This window comes from Bacillus bingmayongensis (assembly GCF_000299035.1).
Lineage (GTDB): Bacteria > Bacillota > Bacilli > Bacillales > Bacillaceae_G > Bacillus_A > Bacillus_A bingmayongensis.
In genome coordinates this window covers 1,072,329-1,092,626 of the sequence record NZ_JH921517.1, presented here as the reverse complement: position 1 = coordinate 1,092,626, position 20,298 = coordinate 1,072,329, and the positions used below count along the sequence as shown (strand labels likewise).

At 35.2% G+C, this 20,298-nt stretch carries 6 protein-coding genes and 2 pseudogenes; 3 read left to right on the top strand and 5 right to left on the bottom strand.

Features of this window, described 5'->3' with window-relative positions; all coding sequences use genetic code 11:
* The first annotated feature begins 119 nt into the window (after positions 1-119).
* Both Y7E_RS0112565 and Y7E_RS0112560 read left to right on the top strand, forming a co-directional pair.
* Complete coding sequence (locus tag Y7E_RS0112565) at positions 120-1,550, top strand: IS4 family transposase (protein WP_017151606.1); 1,431 nt, start codon at positions 120-122, stop codon at positions 1,548-1,550.
* Positions 1,551-2,127: 577 nt separating this feature from the next.
* The gene (locus Y7E_RS0112560; RefSeq protein ID WP_017151605.1) at positions 2,128-2,301 is read left to right on the top strand and encodes a hypothetical protein; all 174 of its coding nucleotides are present in this window, start codon (positions 2,128-2,130) and stop codon (positions 2,299-2,301) included.
* A gap of 529 nt (positions 2,302-2,830) precedes the next feature.
* On the opposite strand, the pseudogene Y7E_RS0112555 reads toward Y7E_RS0112560, so the two are convergent.
* Together Y7E_RS0112555 and Y7E_RS0112550 are read right to left on the bottom strand one after the other, a co-directional pair.
* Positions 2,831-3,079: pseudogene (locus Y7E_RS0112555) on the bottom strand (IS4 family transposase); the annotation flags it as partial.
* 49 nt (positions 3,080-3,128) lie between these two features.
* Positions 3,129-4,445 carry an alkaline phosphatase gene (locus Y7E_RS0112550; protein ID WP_017151603.1) on the bottom strand — a complete coding sequence of 439 codons (1,317 nt, stop codon included), beginning with the start codon at positions 4,443-4,445 and terminating at the stop codon, positions 3,129-3,131.
* Between the two features lie 498 nt (positions 4,446-4,943).
* Here Y7E_RS0112550 and Y7E_RS34320 point away from each other — a divergent pair.
* Positions 4,944-5,240: pseudogene (locus Y7E_RS34320) on the top strand (IS3 family transposase); the annotation flags it as partial.
* Positions 5,241-5,262: 22 nt separating this feature from the next.
* Here Y7E_RS34320 and Y7E_RS0112545 read toward each other — a convergent pair.
* From Y7E_RS0112545 to Y7E_RS0112535, 3 genes are read right to left on the bottom strand one after another with little or no spacing between them, the layout of a single operon-like run.
* Positions 5,263-6,273 carry a phosphotransferase enzyme family protein gene (locus Y7E_RS0112545; protein ID WP_017151602.1) on the bottom strand — a complete coding sequence of 337 codons (1,011 nt, stop codon included), beginning with the start codon at positions 6,271-6,273 and terminating at the stop codon, positions 5,263-5,265.
* Positions 6,266-12,706, bottom strand: coding sequence for a type I polyketide synthase (locus Y7E_RS0112540; protein WP_017151601.1), 6,441 nt, complete (start codon positions 12,704-12,706; stop codon positions 6,266-6,268). Before Y7E_RS0112540 ends, Y7E_RS0112545 begins: the two co-directional genes overlap by 8 nt.
* Positions 12,684-20,297: a type I polyketide synthase gene (locus tag Y7E_RS0112535; protein ID WP_017151600.1), complete on the bottom strand. Its 7,614-nt coding sequence runs from the start codon at positions 20,295-20,297 to the stop codon at positions 12,684-12,686. Before Y7E_RS0112535 ends, Y7E_RS0112540 begins: the two co-directional genes overlap by 23 nt.
* Between the last annotated feature and the right edge of the window lies 1 nt (position 20,298).

Sequence of the window (20,298 nt, the reverse complement as noted above, 5' to 3'; positions counted from 1 at the left end):
AAGCTTGATAGGTATGGGGTACCACCCCACATCCATCAACTTAAGGATTTAGACTATTTTTGAAGTTAAAAGCACGTTACTATTTTCTTATGTTAATGAGAAAGGGTGACGTGCTTTTTATGAATATGAACCAAAAACAAGAGTTATCTTTATTTGCCGAAGAGTTATATCGATATATGTCTCCCGCTACACTTAATCAATTAGCTATAGAAGCAGGCGGAATGAAACGAAAACGCAAGTGCCACGGGCACCATTTCTTGTCTTTGTGTGTATGGTTAAATCAACAAATCGTTACTACCTCTCTTACTCAACTTTGTAGTCAATTAGAAACTTCAACAGGAATTTTATTAAGTCCGGAGGGACTTAATCGACGATTTAATTCGGCTTCTGTAGCCTTCTTTCGCACTGTATTTACTACACTTCTACAAGCTAAGATTGGAGGAGTATCTAAGATTTCTCATTCTCTTTCTTCTTATTTTGAGCGGATTCTCGTCCTTGATTCTACAACCTTCCAAGTTCCAGATCGATTCGCAACTACTTATCCTGGTGCCGGAGGATGTAGTCATACAGCTGGTGTGAAAATTCAACTAGAGTATGACTTGTTGAGTGGAAAATTTTCTGATGTGGAAATTGAACCAGGAAAACGAAGTGATCAGGCATATAGTGCGACTCGAACAGGCATGGCACAAAAGAATGAACTATATATTCGTGACTTAGGATATTTTCGTGTACAAGACTTTAAGTCGATTCAAGATAAGCAGGGATATTATTTATCACGTCTTAAGTTACCAACTAAAATATATAGAAAAGAATTTGAAACAGTGGTATTTAAAACAAAACCCGCTCAATTAAAACCGATATATATACAAATTCATTTGGAAGACATCATGAAACAATTGCAGCCTGGCCAAGTGTATGAATTACATGATATATATGTAGGGAGTAAAGACAAACTGCCTACTCGTATTGTAGTTTATAGATGTACCGAGGAGCAAAAACAGAAACGCCTACGTGATCGAGCTATTCGTGAAAAGAAAAAAGGAATTACATATACAGAGCGTACAAAACTTTTACAAGGTATTACGGTATATATGACAAACATTCCTACGGAATGGGTACCAAAAGAGAAAATTTATGATCTATATTCACTACGTTGGCAAATTGAGCTGTTATTTAAAATATGGAAATCTTGGTTTCAAATTCATCGTTGTAAATCTATTAAACAAGAACGATTAGAATGTCATCTTTATGGGCAACTCATTAGTATTCTATTATGTTCTTCTACTATGTTTAAAATGCGAGAACTCTTGTTACGTAAGAAACAGAAAGAGCTAAATGAATATAAAGCGATGTACATAATTAAGGATTATTTTTTACTTTTTTACCAAGCATTACACAAAAACACCCAAGAATTATCAAAGGTTCTCCTTCGTCTGTTTAACCTCCTACAGCACAACGGACGAAAATCTCATCGATATGAGAAAAAGACAGTCTTTGATATTTTGGGTGTTGTTTATGAGTATACCACTTCTACTCATCAGGTAGCATAGTAAAAAAATTGAAGCCCGTCAGGGTTTATTTGATATGCCCACTTTTATAAAATCTATAAAAGATAATAAAAAACTATATGGAAAGACCGTATTTTATATAAAAATATACCTTAAGTTGATGGATGTGGGGTAGCACCACATCACAATCAAGCTAAGAAAAGCAAATGAAATTTATAAGTACACTTATAAGTGTACTACTAATAACTTTATTGTTAGTTATCATATGTTTTGGGAGTTAAAAAATATAAAAAAGGAGTGAGGTGTCGCTTAAAAAAAAGTCACGGTGTTTATAAAAAAGACGCGATGTTTTGAAGAAAGTCGCGACGTTTTAAAAAATCCTTTTAGATATTTTTGTCTAAAGGGGTGTTTTTATTTTTAAAAGAAAAAGAACTTCTGAAATTGAAGAATAGATTAAACAAGGTCGAGGTTCAGGTATAGGTGCAGGTACAGCTAAAGATTCAAGATGATATGAGTTGGAATTTCATAACATCTTTTATTTGATAGATTGTATAATAAAAGTATGGATATTTTGATATTTGTATAGTTTAAAAAAGGGCAGTTGAAAGAGGGGATTAAAGTGGCATTGATAGTTCCAAAATGTATCTATTGTAAGAAAGATATTAAAAAGGACGAACAAGCATTAGTAATCGTACCGTATCCTAAGAAAAAAGGATTTACAGAAATTAAAGCCTTTTTAAATTTAGAGGGAAAATTTATTTGTGAGAGCTGTAAAGACAAACTTAGTATATAATCGGGGATATTCTTAATGATTCCCCTATCGAAATTATCAATCTTTTTTATAAAAAGTTCATGTATTAAAAAATAATTCCTCTATATTTTGTTCAATCTTTGTTCAAAATGTAGAGGGATTTTTTATGATGAAATCAATGTTATAAACTACTTTTTAATCAAACTTTATTCCAAAGTAATACCATCCTCTTTTTCCTATTAGTTCCATTTTATCAAATGGAACTTTTTATAACAGTATGTATATGATATTCATGTCAGATTAACTTAACGTTTCATTATTGATAGAATCCAAAAAGCTCACTTCATATCTATTTTAAGATAAGAAGTGGGCTTTTTTGGGGGTAACCTGTTTTTTTAGCCTGAATTACACTTAGATTGATAAATATGATATGGTGACCCCCATGCCCATCAAGCTAAGCTTATATAAGTTTAATTTCACATGAGATTTTTTCTTTTTTCTAAAAGGTCCAGTGTAAGTTCTTTAAAGATTTGCATACCAAATAAACCCTATCGGTTTTCACTTTTTCGAATTACGCTACATGATTGTGAGACATAGAAAAGTTGTATACGATGCCTAAGATATCGAATACAGTTTTCTTCTCATACTTATGGGATTTTCGTCCGTTTTTCTGTAAGAGATTGAACAGACGAAACAATATCTTTGTTAATTCTTGGGTGTCTTTTTGTAAAGATTGATAAATAAGTGAAAAATAATCTTTTATGATATAAATCGCTTTATATTCGCTTAATTCTCGTTTCTTCTTGATGAGGAATAATTTAAATATAATTCCGAATTTTAATTTAATTTTAAAAATAGAGATATCTTTTTTAAAGCTTAATTCCAGATGCTTTTGCAATTAATTTTGGAAGGTCTGTATTATCATGTAACCCTCTAAACCATTCAAAATTCGGACCAAATGCATATACGGGATTATTAACACCTGTATGCCCAATAGTTGTCCACCCTATTACTGCATGTTCACTAATGATATCATTAATAGTCGGTTTCATATCTGCCGATTCCTTAATTCTTTTTATTTCTTGATCATTTAAATCAATATTTGCATACTGTTTTAGCACTTCTTGTATGTTACTTTTTTCATTATTGATTTGCTTGGTCATAAAATCCCCTGAAGCATTTACATTACGCAAGATTTCAACATGTGTAGCAAAGACGCTTCCTCTCCCAATTGACAGCCCTCCAGTATCATGATCTCCCGCTATAACAACCAAAGTTTCTCCATCTTTTTTTGCATAATCAAGAGAAACTTTTACTGCTTTTTCGAATGCCTCAACTTCTTTCATAGCTCTTGCAGCATCATGCTCATGACCCGCATCATCTATTTGACTACCTTCCACCATAAGAAAAAATCCATTTTCATCTTTTTTTAACGTATTCAGAGCTAATGTTGTCATATCTTCAAGGCTTGGCTGATTGGTGTTTTCCCGATCTAATTCAGGTGACATTGCTTCATTAGCGAATAAACCTAATATTTTCCCTTTTGTTTTAGCTTTAACAAGCTGTTCATGCGTATCTATTAATTGATATCCTTTTTTTTGTGCCTCAGCAATTAAATTTCTTGTTGGTTGCTTTCCCCCTTCTGTTATAGGAAGAAAGAATTGTTTTCCTCCCCCTAAGAGTATATCAACATTGTTATCTACTATTTGAGTTGCAATATCCACTTCTTTAGCACGAGAAACTACATGAGAAGCAAAAGTTGCCGGGGTAGCATCAGTAATACTTGCTGTTGCAACTAATCCCGTTGATTTCCCTGCTTCTTTAGAAGCTTCAAGAATTGTTTTTAATTTCTCTCCTTGAGGCGAAACACTTACCATATCATTATTAGTTTTTACTCCCGTTGCCATTGCTGTTCCTGCTGCTGCCGAATCAGTCACTTGCTGATTTGCAGGATGTGTACGAATCATTCCTACAAGTATTTGATCCATCACTGAACCTGAGCCTTTATACCAATAGTAACTGCTCGCATAACCTGCTGAAAAACCATCCGGGATTAAAAAGATTACATTTTTAACTTTCTTATTTACATGTCCATTTTTTGCAGATACTTTTTTATCAAAATGAAAATAAACTCCTGAAAATAATAGGCTAACTCCCAATGCGATTGTTGCTACTTTTTTAAACATCATCTCTCCTCCAATTAAATATAAATCAATTGATTATGTATCTAATAAATAGCTTCATTAAGTATAAATATTTCATTCTCTTCATACTTGCCCTCTTATTTAGTAGATTCGTATTACAATTCATAGTATAGAATATGCTATTGTAAATATGAATAACTCTCACCTAATTTTGGCTTTTTATATATTGAGAAAGTTTTGTTCTTACTTAATCTTATCTCGAAGTACCCCTATAATAATTCCTTTAGTAGAGCTTATTTCTTTTACAATTCTTATAAGAGAGAAACATTTATTTATATAAACAAATAAAAAATACTTATTTATGTGAGTGGAGTACCTCCAGTAATGGGGGATGAGAAAAGCCTATTATCCAGGAAAAATAAACTGGAAAGGAATTAAAATAAAAAACAAACGTAATTCTAACATGTGCATATAACGAATTAAAACCTGAGTGAATTGGTAACAATAGAAACGTTGAAACAAACAAAAAAGGTATAAGGTGTTCCTCTTTATTCTAATCAAGGAAATATTTATATAGCGAAGGCATTTCAAGTCTCAAAAAACAACAGAATGATTACAAGCACATCATAAAAAGGAAATTTGCAGAATAACACCGTAATAGAAGATTTCTTAAAACATTTGAAAAGTAAAGCTTTCTATTCACCAAAAATAACAAGAGTATCCAACATAGTCGTGCGAAAAAGTGTACTAGCATACATTCATTACTACAATTGTATGCTAATTCAAGAGAATTTAAATTACCTGTCCCCTAAAAAATTTAGAGAACAGGTAGTTTAGTCTTTTTGACAAGCACCCTATTCTATTTTGTTAATGCCGTAAAATTAAAGTCCGTGATAGGAGTTTGATTCTCTATTTCATCTTTAAATCTAGCAAGCATATCTTTTTCTTCTTGGCCAATTGTATCAAAATCAAAAGCCTGATGTAATAATCCATAGATGAGCATGTGACGTAAACGTAGAAAATCAGGAATTCTCTCTAAGGAATTTAAATCCAGCTTATTGTGTTCTTCATACCCTTTCAGAAAATTACGCATAAATTTTTCCGTGAACGCTGCCTTATCTTCATATGGAATCACTGGGTACCATAAAACATTGTATAATAGAATGCTAATGTCATTTACAAACCAGTTGTAGCCTACATCATCAAAATCAAACATGGTAATTTTACCATTATCCCAGCAAAAATTACCGTGATGCAAATCCGCATGGACTAGCCCATAATTATCTCGATCCTTTGGTAATTGACGTAGTGCATCCATTAACTTATCTGCCTGTTGAAAAACAATTGTTTGATCTTTTGGTACGTATTTTCTCAATTTTAATTGTTCCTCTTCATCCCACTCTTGTCTTTTATATGCAGAATTACTTAACTGATAGCTTTTTGTTAAACGATGCATGTTACCTGTATACTTTCCAAGCTGATAAAATAATTCTTCGTTCCAATCTGACGCCTCTACTTTATGACCGGTGGCTTTCTCATAAACTCTCAATAAAAATGCGCCACCCTCACCCTTTCCATCAGATACTTCTTCAATATAATTTCCTTTTAGTGATGGAATTGGTCTGGAAACAGAGAGTCCTCCCTTTATTAAATGGTGAAGCCATTCCATTTCTCCCATAATATATTCAGGTATTCTGCGAATTGTATGAGTAATTTTCAAAATATATGATACTCGATCTTTCGAAAATTCATATACATAATTTTCTGCATCAGCAAGAAAATGAGCATCTTCTCTATTAAACCCATATATTTTTGCTGCTTTTTTTATTATCTCTTCTTCATTAAAAATAGCTTTTATATCTTTATGCATGCTGATTCTCTCTCCTCATACATTTTGCGAGCCCTCTAATTGTATGTTCCGTCGCAAAATTCATATTATCAACAACCCATCCTTTTTTTTCTATTTCCACTTCCATTTTGATAGCTAACAGCGAATTTCCTCCTAAACTGAAAAAGTCTTGGCGCATTCCTATTTTATCTAATTTGAGGATATCTTTCCATATATTCATAAGAATTGTTTCTTGCTCAGTCATTGATTCAACTTCTTGTAAACTGAATTTTTGATTTTTTCTCACTAATAAAGATTGAAGTTTTTCAGGACAATTCGTTTCAAGGGCACGTAAGTATGATGTATGCATAGATTTTTCAGGATATAACACATCCCATTGATAAACTGAACTTTTTGCTAATCGATCCCTTTTTACTTCATATTCAGCAGCTTTATCCGATTCATCTTGTTTAATCAATGTTATTTTTTTATCTGTGTAGTACTCGATATACGGACTATAATCAGGAATATTTTTCACTGCAATGTGATACATCGATTGATCATCCACATCTATCAGATGTATATCGTGTGTATGCATAAATACTTTAAAAGGCTGGTTTTTCCCTGAATCAACATATTTAAACTTTATATACTTAAGCTGTTCGTTTCGACAATATTTAGCGATACCTGATAACACCTTACTTTCAATTCCTTTTCCAAGTGCTCGGCAACTTATTAAAAAGGTATCAATGAATAAAGTGTCTTGTGCCTGTTTTGCCAGGATCACTCCGATTATCCCCTCATCGCTAAATCGGTCAGTAGATTCAACAACCCATCCAACTCTCCCCTTTGAATTCAACTGTTGGCGGAGCCATTGCTCATCATAAACAGCTGGATTCATATTAAACTGATTAACTCTAGCAGTCATTTGAGAAATGCGAGGTAGATGTTCTTCTACTATACGATTTAAACTGACCTTTAAATTTAGAGTACTGAGAAAATCCTCAACAGAAGATGCTGTGTGAAGAGCCAATTTCCGCTCTTTTTCTGCCAAGTATCTTTCCGTTCGTTTTTTATCTTCATCAGTCACATGAAAATGATCAAATGCCCATACATGCTCCAAAAACAGAGGAATCGCTTCAGTGCTAGTCGGTAAAAGTAGCGTAAGGACATCTGGAAGTCGCTGGTTCATTGTTAAACATTGAGCGGGATCATCATCCAAGAAAATAAAACGATCGGTGGATAAGTTTAATTCTTTGGCAAGTTCTACAATGTTATCATTCTTTTGTCCCCAGTTAATACGATGATCAACAAAATCACTTTTCTTTAATATCATATCTGGATGATGATCAAACACGCTCCATACATCTTCTTCATTGTTTTTGCTACAAAGAACAAGTAGTAATCCTTCCTCTTGTTTTTTCTTTAAAAACTTCTGTAATTCTTGATGAGCCTTTGTTATTTCAATCCCTTCAACACCAACCTCAGAAACCACACCTTTCCATAATGTATGGTCACAATCAATTGCAGCAACTTTGAACGGCACTTTCAGCCAAGCAATTAATTCGCGTGCAATTCTCGTTCCTAATGCTGCATAATAATTTTCAGTGAATGGAATATGCGCAGCTTTTTCAGCTTGATAATCAAATACTTCATCTAATTGATATGTCTCCCTCAATGGACGGAAATCTATAAGATGAATATTTTCAATTCTAGTTAAACCTTCAATCCAGTCTTTCTGTATTCTCTCAAGCTGTTTCTGGAATTGACTATTAAATATTTCTCTAAGTGGAAGAATTCCAATCAGGTAAGGTACATGCTTTTCTATATTCTTAATGATATTTAAAAGATCAAACAAATTCTGTTGTAAATGCTGCATTTTCTCTTTTTCTGATAGACTTGCATCTCCCATTAAATCCTCTAAACGGATCATTAGAAGATTCGCTCCTTTTTTACGACGAGATAACAAACTATCTTTATTTAATAATTCTTGAAAGACTTGTCCATAGGGAGAAAATTCAATTTCAACATTCAAATCAAACTGTTCTCCCCACCATCTAATGTATGGAGCAAGTGGATTAGCTATAAAAGTCGAACTCACAGTTAATAAAGTCGAGTTTGAAATTTTGTTTGTTGTCACCCTCTTCTTTTTTGCTTCTTCCTGTTCTTTCGGACTAAGTATTGGTATATTTTTCATAATTTCTTGAGGCTGATCACTTACTTTTTCAATCAATGAACTGAAATGCGAGACAAATGCCTGCATGGATTCTGATTTAAATAATGAACTATTATACTGAAGTACACATTTTAATTCTCCTGTTACCTCTTTAACTACGTCCATTTTCATATCCAGTTTCGATATACCTTTTGCAAACTCATAAGTCTCAAATTTCATTCCATCTGCTTCCATTTTAATATTTGGATCATATTCATTATGGTAAATCAACATCGTATCAAATAAAGGATTGCGGTTTGGTTCGGTCTTAGGACACAATTCTTCAACAATTTGATTAAACGGATAATCTTGATGATCATATGCTTCAAGTAGAGTCTGCTTTGTTTTCAATACATTATCAATAAAAGATTGTTCTTGATTAATTCGAAGCCTTATCGGTAGAAAATTAGTAAACATCCCAATTGTATACTCTATGTCAGCATGACGTCGGCCAGCAACTAAAGACCCAATCATTAGCTCCTGCTGATTTGTATAACGCGAAAGCAAAATTCCATATAATTGAAATAACAGTACATTGTTTGTCAAGCGATACTGATCACCAATCTGTTCAAGTTTTTTCACGATTTTAGGGTCAATTGTAAATTTGATGGCTTTTCCAAGAAAGCTCTTTTCTGTTCGTTCGAAATCAAGCGGCATTGCTAATTGCGGTACATCAGCTTCAAGTTGCTGAATCCAATATTGTTTTTGTTTATAGAACATATCACTTTGGAAATATGCGTGCTGCCATTCAGCGTAATCCTTATATTGTACTTTTATTTCAGGTAGACCCTCACCTTTGTACAACTGCGTAAATTCCTTAATAAAAATATTCATGCTCGCGCCATCAGCAACAATATTATGCATATCAACCAATAAAGCATGCTTTCTATTATCTAATTTTACAAACTTCACACGAATTAAAGGGGACACTTTTAAATCAAAAGGACGAATAAAATCATCTATTTCCTTATCTAAATTTTCCATATCTGATTCAGTTATTTCAATTGCAAAATCAAACTCACGATGAATTTTTTGTACAGGTTCTCCATCCTTCAATTCAAATGTCGTACGAAGTGTTTCATGCCTTTCAATTAGCTGTTTAAAAGTCTTTTCAAAACGTTTCACATCCATTGGACCATAGCATATTAGCGCCATTGGCATATTATAAGTGGTCATTTTCCCTATTCTTTGATGAACAAGGAACGTTCTCTTTTGAGCTGCTGATAGCCTATATACATCCTTCACTTCAGCAGGTGTAATTGCTGTATATTGATTTCTTTCTGAACGTTCAATAAGTTCTGCAAGTGTTTGTATTGTTGGATGCTTAAATATATCGCTTAATGTTAATTCTACCCCAAATTCTCTGTGAATTCTTGATATTAATCCCGTAGCATTTAAAGAATGCCCTCCCATTTCAAAGAAATGGGTATCAATATTAACTTGGTTAATTCCGAGAATATCCTTCCACATATTAGCCAATACAACCTCAGTTGCATTAAAATCCACGTTATAATTCGAACCATTTTGTTTATTATCAGTTTTCGGGCTGTTAGGAATTACAAGTTTAAACTCAGAAGATAAGGCTATATCAGGCCCTTCCGTTACTTTATCGATCCAATAACGTTCTTTCTCAAACGGATAAGTAGGTAGCGGTACCGTATGACGCTTTTCTACTTGATGAATTGCTTTCCAATCAATCGGTATCCCTTGAAGCCACATATCTCCCAATCTAATTAAAAGATAACGGTAATCCGAACATTGCTCCTTAGGGTGCCGCAACAATTGAATAGCAGATACTTGTTCTTCTTGATCCATTTTGTGAATAAAGGAACTGAGTGAATTGCCTGGTCCAACCTCAATAAAAATCGGGTTCAACTCTTCTTGTAAACGCTTTGCACAATCCATAAAACGAACAGTTCCGCGCAGGTGATTTGCCCAATATCTTGGATTAGTAGCCTCTGCATTAGTTATCCAATCCCCTGTTACATTTGAAACAAACGGAATACTTGGGCTTTCAAAACAGAATTCTAACAATTTATCTTTAAAAGGCTGTACAATAGGATCCATCATAGCTGAATGAAACGCATGCGAAGTATAAAGTTTCCTAGATATGTGTCCATCTACAGTCAACCTTTTTTCTAACGCATCCAGTGTATCTGCTTTTCCAGATACAACACACAAACTAGTTGAATTGACAGCTGCAATCGATACATTATCTTCTAAATAATTCTTTAAATCTGCTTCACTAAGTTCCACACTTAGCATAGAGCCTGAAGGTAAGCTTTGCAAAGTGCTACCTCTGTACGCCACAATTTCTAAAGCATTTTCTAAGGACATAACACCTGAAATTGCTGCTGCAGTATATTCCCCTATACTGTGTCCCACCATAGCTTCCGGCTTAATCCCCCAATGAATAAGTGTCTTTGCTAAGGCGTACTCGATACTAAAAAGAAGAGGTTGTGTAAATTCAGTTTGATTAATTAGATCCGAATCATGGTCCTTTGAGTCAGTAAATAAAACAGTACGAGGATCAACTCTCATAAACTGCTGTAATAGATTCAGACATTTGTCTAGTTCAGCTTTAAAAGCAGGAACAGTATCATATAATTCTCTTCCCATATCAACGTACTGTGTACCCTGACCCGGAAATAAAAAGACAACAGGTCTGCTAGAAGTTTGGGAGCTTGCTAATTTCATCTTGTCTTTTCTATTTTCATTAATTATATCAAGCAGTTCTGGAACATCCTTACTTACAATCGCTTTCTTATAAGGAAAAACGTGTTTTCCTCTTTGAAGTGTATACGATACATCAGCCAGGTTGATTTGCTGATTTTTAATAAGATACTCGGCAAACTTTGTAGTCATTTTTTCTAATGCGGCTGGTGTTTTTGCAGATAACAGTATAAGTTGATCAGAAGGTTCATCTGCAAATGATCTTTGGACTGATGGTGCTTCTTCTAAAATCACATGGGCATTCGTTCCTCCTATTCCAAATGAACTGACACCAGCACGACGAGGGAAATTTTTCTCTTCCCATGGAACCAGAGATGTATTTACAATAAATGGTGATTTCTCAAAATCAATTTTAGCATTCGGTTTTTCAAAATTGATTGTTGGAGGAATCAGTTTGTGCTGTAAACTTAAAACTGTTTTAATAAACCCTGCAACACCAGAAGCATCATTCAAATGACCAATGTTAGATTTAACCGAACCAATTCGACAAAATCCATACTGTTTAGTCTGAAAAGCTTGTTTTAAGGCTTCAATCTCAATAGGGTCTCCAAGTGTTGTTCCTGTACCATGAGCCTCTAAATATGTGATTGTCTCTGGATCCACCTCTGCTATATTTAATGCTGTCTTGATAGCTCTTACTTGCCCTTTCGTACTCGGTGCTGTGTAGCCAACTTTTAGATTTCCATCATTATTAATAGCTGTTCCTTTAATAACCGCATAAATATGGTCCCTGTCTTCTAATGCATCTTCAAGTGTTTTTAGTACAACAGCTCCCGCCCCGTCTCCAAACACTGTTCCTTCTGCTTGGTCATCAAAAACACGGCAGTGACCATCTGGTGAATGAATCATTCCTTCTTGATAAAGATAACCCGATTTTTGAGGAAGACGGATAGACACTCCGCCTGCTACAGCCATATGACAATCTCCGCTCAATAATGCCTGAGCTGCAAGATGAATGGATACCATCGAAGTCGAGCATGCAGTCTGTACCATCATACTCGGTCCTTTTAAATTGAGTTTATAGGAAATGAGTGTGGTTAGATAATCGCGCATATTTAAAACAGCGGTTTCTAAAACTTTGGAATCTCCTCCTGCTTGTACACCTTGCAGAGTTCTCATCATCCAATCAGCATTAATTCCAGCACCCGCATATAATCCAATTTGTCCTTTGTATGTGAAAGGATCATAGCCAGCATCTTCTAAAGCTGTCCATACACACTCATGAAAAATTCTAAATTGAGGATCCATTATTGCTGCTTCTTTTGGAGTATAATCAAAAAAATCAGCGTCAAATAAATCAATATCATCTACTATTCCTTTTGCTTTAACAAAACGAGGATTCTTCAATAAAGACTCCTCTACCCCTTCACTTTTCAGTTCTTCTTCACTGAAAAAGGAAATTGATTCTTTTCCATTTATAATATTGTCCCAAAATTGCTCAATATTTTTAGCTCCTGGAAAACGCCCAGCTATTCCAATTACAGCAATCTCTCCACCGTGATAATTATAAGTTTGATTTTTCATCATTATCGCCGCCTCTCAATCTTTTGTTTCTTTGATTACGAACACGATTTTTTCTGCTATCTAATCCTGCTAGTACTACTTCCTTTTCATAATCCTCATTGCTATCTTCTTGAGTAGGATTCAAATGTTGTGCTAGTTCAGCTACTGACGGATAAGTAAATAACGTAACTACGGCTTCATTTGTCCCTAATTCTTTATTCACACGATTTGTTATTTGAACAATATCTAGAGAATTTGCGCCGAGATCAAAGAAATTATCATGAATGCCCACTTGCTCAAGACCAAGGAAATCCTGAAAAATTTGGCAAGTTACTTGTTCAATCCGATTTCTAGGAGCTACATATGAGTTTTTTAAATCCGGTCTTGTGTGTATTGATGTTTTCTTTTCTTCCTTGAGCAGTGTTCTTGTTTCAAAGCTAGTCCATTGATTAATCCGTTCCTCTAGGTCCCCTGTTGAAATCAATATATGGCGATTCTGAACATCTGATAATAAATAACTAAACAGATCCGCCCCTTCTTCTGGCATAATAGCAAGATTAGTAATGGATTCTCCGAGTGTCGAATCATGCTCTCCCCAGAAATTCCAGGCATCAAAATTGATACAAATCCAAGGAGTTTTACTTTCCTGATTCATCCTTTGTGCAAAGGCATCCATGTATATATTCGCTGCAGAATAAGCTGAAAAACCGAGTCCACCAAGCAGTGAACTAATTGATGAAAATAAAAGACAGAAATCTACTTCCTCTCGCCGCAGTAATGTTCCAAGCACAGTTAAGCCTTTGACCTTTGACTGAAATTGATCCTCTCCTTGATCGATTTCTTTCGGGATATCTTTAATCGCTCTAAAAGATGTACTTCCTGGCAAACCAGCTGCATGAAAAACACCATTTAATTGTCCATATGTTGCATGAATTTCTTTAAAAACAGCCTGCATTTGATATAGATTACCAGAATCAGCCTGTAAAACTGTCACTCTTGAACCTAGTCTTTCTAATTCTTTTATTTTCTTAATTTTTACTGTTACAGGATCTTTTTCTCCTTTTTTATTCATCCAACTTTCCCATTGATCACGAGGTGGTAAAGCACTTCTCCCTGTTAAAACCAACTGAACGCCGCCTGTTTTTGCCAGCATTTTCGATAAAACAAATCCAATACCCCCTAATCCACCGGTAATTAAATACGTTCCTCCAGAACGAATCATTTTAGGTAGACCATCTTCTTTTGCCAGGCTCATCTTTTTATAATTCTGAATCCATCTGCGTCCATTCCTATATGCAATCAGTTGATCTTTTCCCGGATACTTAAGTTCAGACCAAATTTGCTTTAATAGATCTTCTTCTTTCCAGGTTATACGTATAGGAGGTTTAGCAATATCAATATTCCAGCACTTAATATGGCTATACTCCTGGGAAATGACTTTACAAGGTCCAAGCACTGTAGCCTTCTCAGCACATATATGTTCATCCCCAGTCACCTCATGAATATTACTTGTTAAGATAAATATCTGACATTCTTTTATATTCTTTTGTATCCCGGCTGCTTGTGCCAAGAAAATTAAACTATAATAACCACTTTCATTGTGTACTTGAAATTGAACGTCTTGTTCAATTTCATCATTGTCTGAAATCCCCCATAAATGAATGACACGATCAGGCATCATACTATTTAAGTCAATCGATTCTAGCAGACGTTTATAATGACTGGATTTAGCTGGGTTAATCTTATAAACTAGTTCTCCCTCTTCTTCAAAGTCCACCCCTTTCTTTACAATAACCACTTGCCCTCCATCTTGTTCAATTTTTCGTATCAATTGATCACTAAAATCAGTTTCTTCATAAAAAATTAACCAAACCCGATTTTGTTGACTATCGATTTCTACCTTGTCATGTTGTATACATGGACACTGTGGCTTACGTTCCCAAGAAGGTAAGTAAAACCATTCATCCATTGGTTTCTTTTTATCCTCGGATGAAGAATCAAAAGCATGAATCTCAATTAGCTTATTGGCTTCAATCCAATACTTTTTCTTTTCAAATGGATAAGCTGGCAGATGTATAATCTTTCTCGTTTCATTTTTATAATATCCTTTCCAATCAATCTCACAGCCCGTCATCCATAGCTGACCTAAACATTTTAGAAAATATACATGATCATTAGCTTTTTCGTGAACATGTCTAACTATATTCAGTACTTCCTGGTTATTTGTTCGTTTTTGATGCCTTTTGGCTAATGCTGTCAGACTATTTCCTGGTCCAATTTCAATTAATGTCACATGCTCATCTTTTAAAATTTGTTCTAATCCATCGTAAAAGCGTACTGTTTCGCGAAGATGCTCTGTCCAATAAGCAGGAGTCAGCACCTGCTCACTGTCAATCCATGTTCCTGTTAAATTTGAAATATAAGGAATACGTGGTTTTTGTAAATCTAATTCCTTAATGACCTTTTCAAATTCTTGAAGAACAGGTTCCATCATATATGAATGAAACGCATGTGATGTATACAAGTGGCGTGTGACAATCCCTTTCTCTGTAAGCTGGGCTTCAAATCGATTAATATCTTCTTTTTCACCTGACACAACACATAAATTTTGAGCATTTACAGCAGCAATTGATAAATTCCCATATAACATTGGCAAAAGTTCTTCTTCCGAAAGTGCTACACTCATCATTGCACCTGGTTTCACACTTTGCATCAGTCTGCCTCGCATTACAACAAGATCCAAAGCCGTTTCTAGAGAAAACACACCCGATAGACAGGCAGCTGTATATTCTCCTATACTATGACCTATCATATAATCCGGAATAATACCAAAGCTTTGCAAAAGCTTCGCAAGTGCATATTCAAAAATAAAAAGGAGCGGTTGTACTTCTGATGTTTGGGTTAAACTCTCAGTTTCGTTAGATTCAGAGAACACAATCCGTTTTAAATCTACTTCATAGTTATCTCTTACATAATCAAAACAGTAATCTACTTCCTGACGGAAAATTATTTCCTCCTGATATAAATCTTTTAACATACCAGTATATTGTGACCCCTGTCCTGAAAACATAAACGCAACCGTACGGCTATTTTTACTTTGTACCCCTGTCATTTCTAAATGACCAGTATACCCTTGGTCAATCCATTCATTTTTGTTAGAAAAAACAACTGTTTTTCTATATGGAAATTGTTTTCTACCAACTTGTAATGAGTGTGCTATATCTTCAATAGGAACTTTCGGATGTTTACGTATAAAATCTTTCAAATTATCCGTCATTGTCTCCAAAGCCGTCTCTGTTTTCGCCGACAATAACAATAAATGATTGTTCCTTGACGCCTTCATACTCTCTTGATTTATCGGTTCCTCTATAACGATATGCGCATTGGTTCCCCCAATACCAAATGAACTCACACCTGCTCTTCTTGGATAATCAGATTCCTTCCAATACATTGCTTGTTCAGTAACATAAAACGGCGTTTCGGCAAAATTTATATTCTTATTTGGTGTTTTATAATTAAGGCTTGGAGGAATTGTTTTATATTTCAAAGCCAACACTGCTTTGAAAAGCCCTGCAATCCCTGCCGCACTGTTTAAATGACCAACGTTACTTTTTACAGATCCAATTGGTATTAATCGTTGATTCTTATTTTCAAACACATGACCTAATGCTTCAATTTCTATTGGATCCCCCATTTGCGTTCCGGTCCCATGAGTTTCAATATATCCAATAGTCTGGGGGTCGATATTAGCACTCTTATATGCTTCCCGAATCGCATCTGCCTGTCCTTCTACACTTGGCGCTGTAAATCCAACTTTACGACTTCCATCATTATTTATGCCTATGCCCTTAATAACAGCATGGATTGTATGCCCTTCTTTAACAGCATCCTCATACCTTTTTAATAAAACAATCCCTGCCCCATCTCCAAATACTGTTCCCTTTGCATCTCCATCAAAAGGACGACAATGACCATCTGGGGATTGAATCATCCCATCTTGATATATATAGCCGGATTTATGCGGTATTCCCACTGTAATCCCACCAGCAAGTGCAGCGTCACATGATCCATTTAATAATGCCTGACAAGCCATCCCAATGTTAACCAAAGAAGTCGAGCAGGCGGTCTGCATCGTAATACTCGGACCATGTAAATTTAATTTATATGCCAACTGTGTACTAAAAAATTCTCTGTCATTTAACAACATAGAACTGAATTGCTCTGTCCCTTTCAAATTTGCTGCTGATCGATTTATCCATTCAAAATTTGGACTCGTTCCAGTAAATACACCGATTTTCCCATTTACGCGCTCTGGGTCACATCCTCCATCCTCTAATGCTTCCCATGCACATTCATGCAAAAGTCTAAATTGCGGATCCATAAGCTCTGCTTCTCTAGAAGAATACTGAAAAAAGTCAGCATCAAACATATCAATGTTCTCAACAATACCTTTTGCATTTACAAAGTTAGGATGTTTCATCAAGTTTTCATCCACACCAGATGCTTTTAATTCTTCATCATTGAAAAAACTGATTGATTCTTTACCCTGAACAAGATTATTCCAAAATTCCTCTAACGTACTTGCACCCGGAAAACGTCCAGCCATTCCAATAATAGCAATATCACTTTGATTATAAAGCTCCTTATCATCTACTTGATTTTCATTGTCTCTTGAAGATGGCTTTCTTTGTTTAAACGTCTTTTTATACTTCTGATGCAGATGCTTAGCAAGGCTATTAACAGTGGAAAACTGGTAAAGAAGAACCGTTTCTACTTTTAGTTGCAGCTTCTCAGTCAATTTTACTGCTAACTGTGATATGTCGAGTGAAGATGCACCCAACTCAAAAAATGGCACTTGGTCATCTAATTCCCGAAATCCAAAATGGTTCCTAATCATTAAATTTATTTCTTTTTCAAGAGAAGAGAGCGGCATGAATGAGACAAATTCTTGAATTTCGGACTGATCTATGTTGAGCTTTATATCTTTTTGTACATTTGAAAATGCGAAATCCTTTCTCGTAAATGGATAAGTTGGTAAAGGAACTTTCTTTATATGTTGAGAATGCTTTAAAGTTGTAAAATCAATATCCACACCTAGTTTCCACATCATCCCCAAGATTGATAATATAAAATTACCGCTTTTTGTCTCATCACTTATATTCTCCAATCTATCTGCTACTTGATAGCTTGTAAAAACACAGGAGTCTGTCAGTAAACGCAAGTCAATATACACGATATTTTCTTCTTTTAAACTTTCCTTTATAGTCTGAGAAAATCTAATTGGTTTGCATATCTGAGAGGTCCAATATTGAGCATCAACCGTCTCAATATTAGTTAATATCTTCCCTGTCACTGAAGAAACCAATGGAATCTTAGGTGGATTCAACGGAACAGATTGAATCAACTTAAATAATTCATCAGCCGCTTCCCTCATAACAACTGACTGTAGTGCACAATCCATATCCAATAAATCCACATGGATCGCTTGTTCTTTAAGGCATTCCTCTAATCTACGTACGTCCTCTTCAATACCAGATACGACACAGTATTTTTCTTCTATCAGCGCCAATGATAACGTATTTTCCAAATAAGAAGAGATTTCTTGTTCGGATAAAGGAATTCCAATCATTTTTCCCGTAGGTGAGTAACTAATCAGTTCGCCCCTTTTATAAGCAATAGATATCGCATCTTCCAGCTTAAAAACACCAGCTACACATGCTGCAGTGAACTCTCCAAATCCTCTTCCAATAAGCTTATCTGGCTTGATACCATTTTTTTGTAAAAAACACGAGGATGCATATTCCATAATGAACATTACGACATAAGAAAGACCGAGTGTATGTTTCATGCCAATTTTTTTGGGATTTGCAAAACATTCTGCAAAAAAACCATTAATATCTTCATCTAAAACCGCTTGAGATAGTCTTAAATAAGTATTCACTTCTTCCTGAAATTGTCTGTCCAAACGGTAAAGCTGCATATAGCTTCTTAGTCTCTCTTGACTTTCTCCTGATAAGATAAAAGATTTGTTTTTAATTTTTTTGACTGTTTCATTGATCTTCAGAGGGTTAATATTCAACATTTCTTGTAATTCTTGTGTACTTGAGCAAACCAAAGAATATCTGTGTTTAAAATGCTTTCTCCCTATTTTTAATGTGTGCGCAATTTGAGAAAGCGGTATTTCAGGATGATCATGTACATAATTCCTGAGATTTTCCGCTAACTTCATAAGCTCATTTTTTGTTCTTGCAGAAATTAAAATCAGTTCAGAAGATACCTCCTCCTTCGGTTTTGATTCTTCTTGCATATTCGGTGATTCTTCAAGAATAACATGAGCATTTGCGCCACCTATTCCGAAAGCACTGACCCCCGCTCTTCTTGGACCATGTGGTAAATCCCATGCTTTCAGTTCTGTATTCACATAAAACGGTGTTTCCTGAAAGCGAATACTTGGGTTCGGTTTCTCAAAATGAAGAGCTGGAACGAATTTCTTATGATGCAACATCATCACTGTTTTGATCAAACCAGCTACACCAGATGCTGCGTCAAGATGACCAATATTAGCTTTTACAGATCCTAGCGCGCAAAAGGCTTTTCTATCAGTTTTAAACGCACGTGTCAATGCCTCAATTTCTATTGGATCCCCTATAGGAGTTCCAGTTCCATGCGCTTCAATATACCCAATGGAATCAGGTTCAATTTCCGCCATTTCCATTGCCATTTCTATCACACTTGCCTGTCCTTCTACACTTGGTGCTGTAAAACCAGCTTTATTATTTCCATCATTATTAATAGCTGAACCCTTGATAACAGCATAAATAAAATCCCCGTCTTCTTTTGCGTCTTTTAAACGCTTTAAAGCAACAACCCCCACACCTTCTCCGAAAATCGTTCCCTGTGCCTTTTTATCAAATGGCCGACAATGACCATCAGGTGAATAAATCATCCCCTCTTGATAAAAATAACCTGCTTTGTGCGGCAGATTGAGTGACACCCCACCTGCTAAAGCTAAATCACACTCACCGCCGATAAGCCCTTGACATGCCATATGGATTGCTACAAGGGAGGTTGAACACGCGGTCTGTACAGATACACTCGGCCCTTTCAAATTGAGCTTATACGCAATTCGTGAAGCGAAAGATGAATGATTTAAATTCATGATTTGAAACGTATCTTCATTCTTTTGTAAAGAAGATAAATGCTCTCCCATCCACGAAAGATTACTTGATGCACCTGCATATAAACCAATTGATCCATCGTAACGTTCCGGATCACAACCTGCATGTTCTAAAGCCTCCCATGTACATTCATGCATCATCCTAATTTGCGGGTCCATTAATGTAGCTTCTCTAGGAGAATATCCGAAAAAATCGGCATCAAATTTAGAAACGTTATCAATGATTGGTTTTGCTTTTACATAATTGGCATGTTGTAGAAATTTTTCAGTAACCCCCGCCTCCTTTAATTCTTCATCTGAAAAAAAGGTAACCGATTCTTTTCCCTTTGATATATTTTCCCAATAGGCATTAATGTTTTTCGCACCAGGAAATTTCCCTGCCAATCCGATGACGGCAACTTCCAATCCTGATTCAGTCCATGACTTCTCATCTGACATA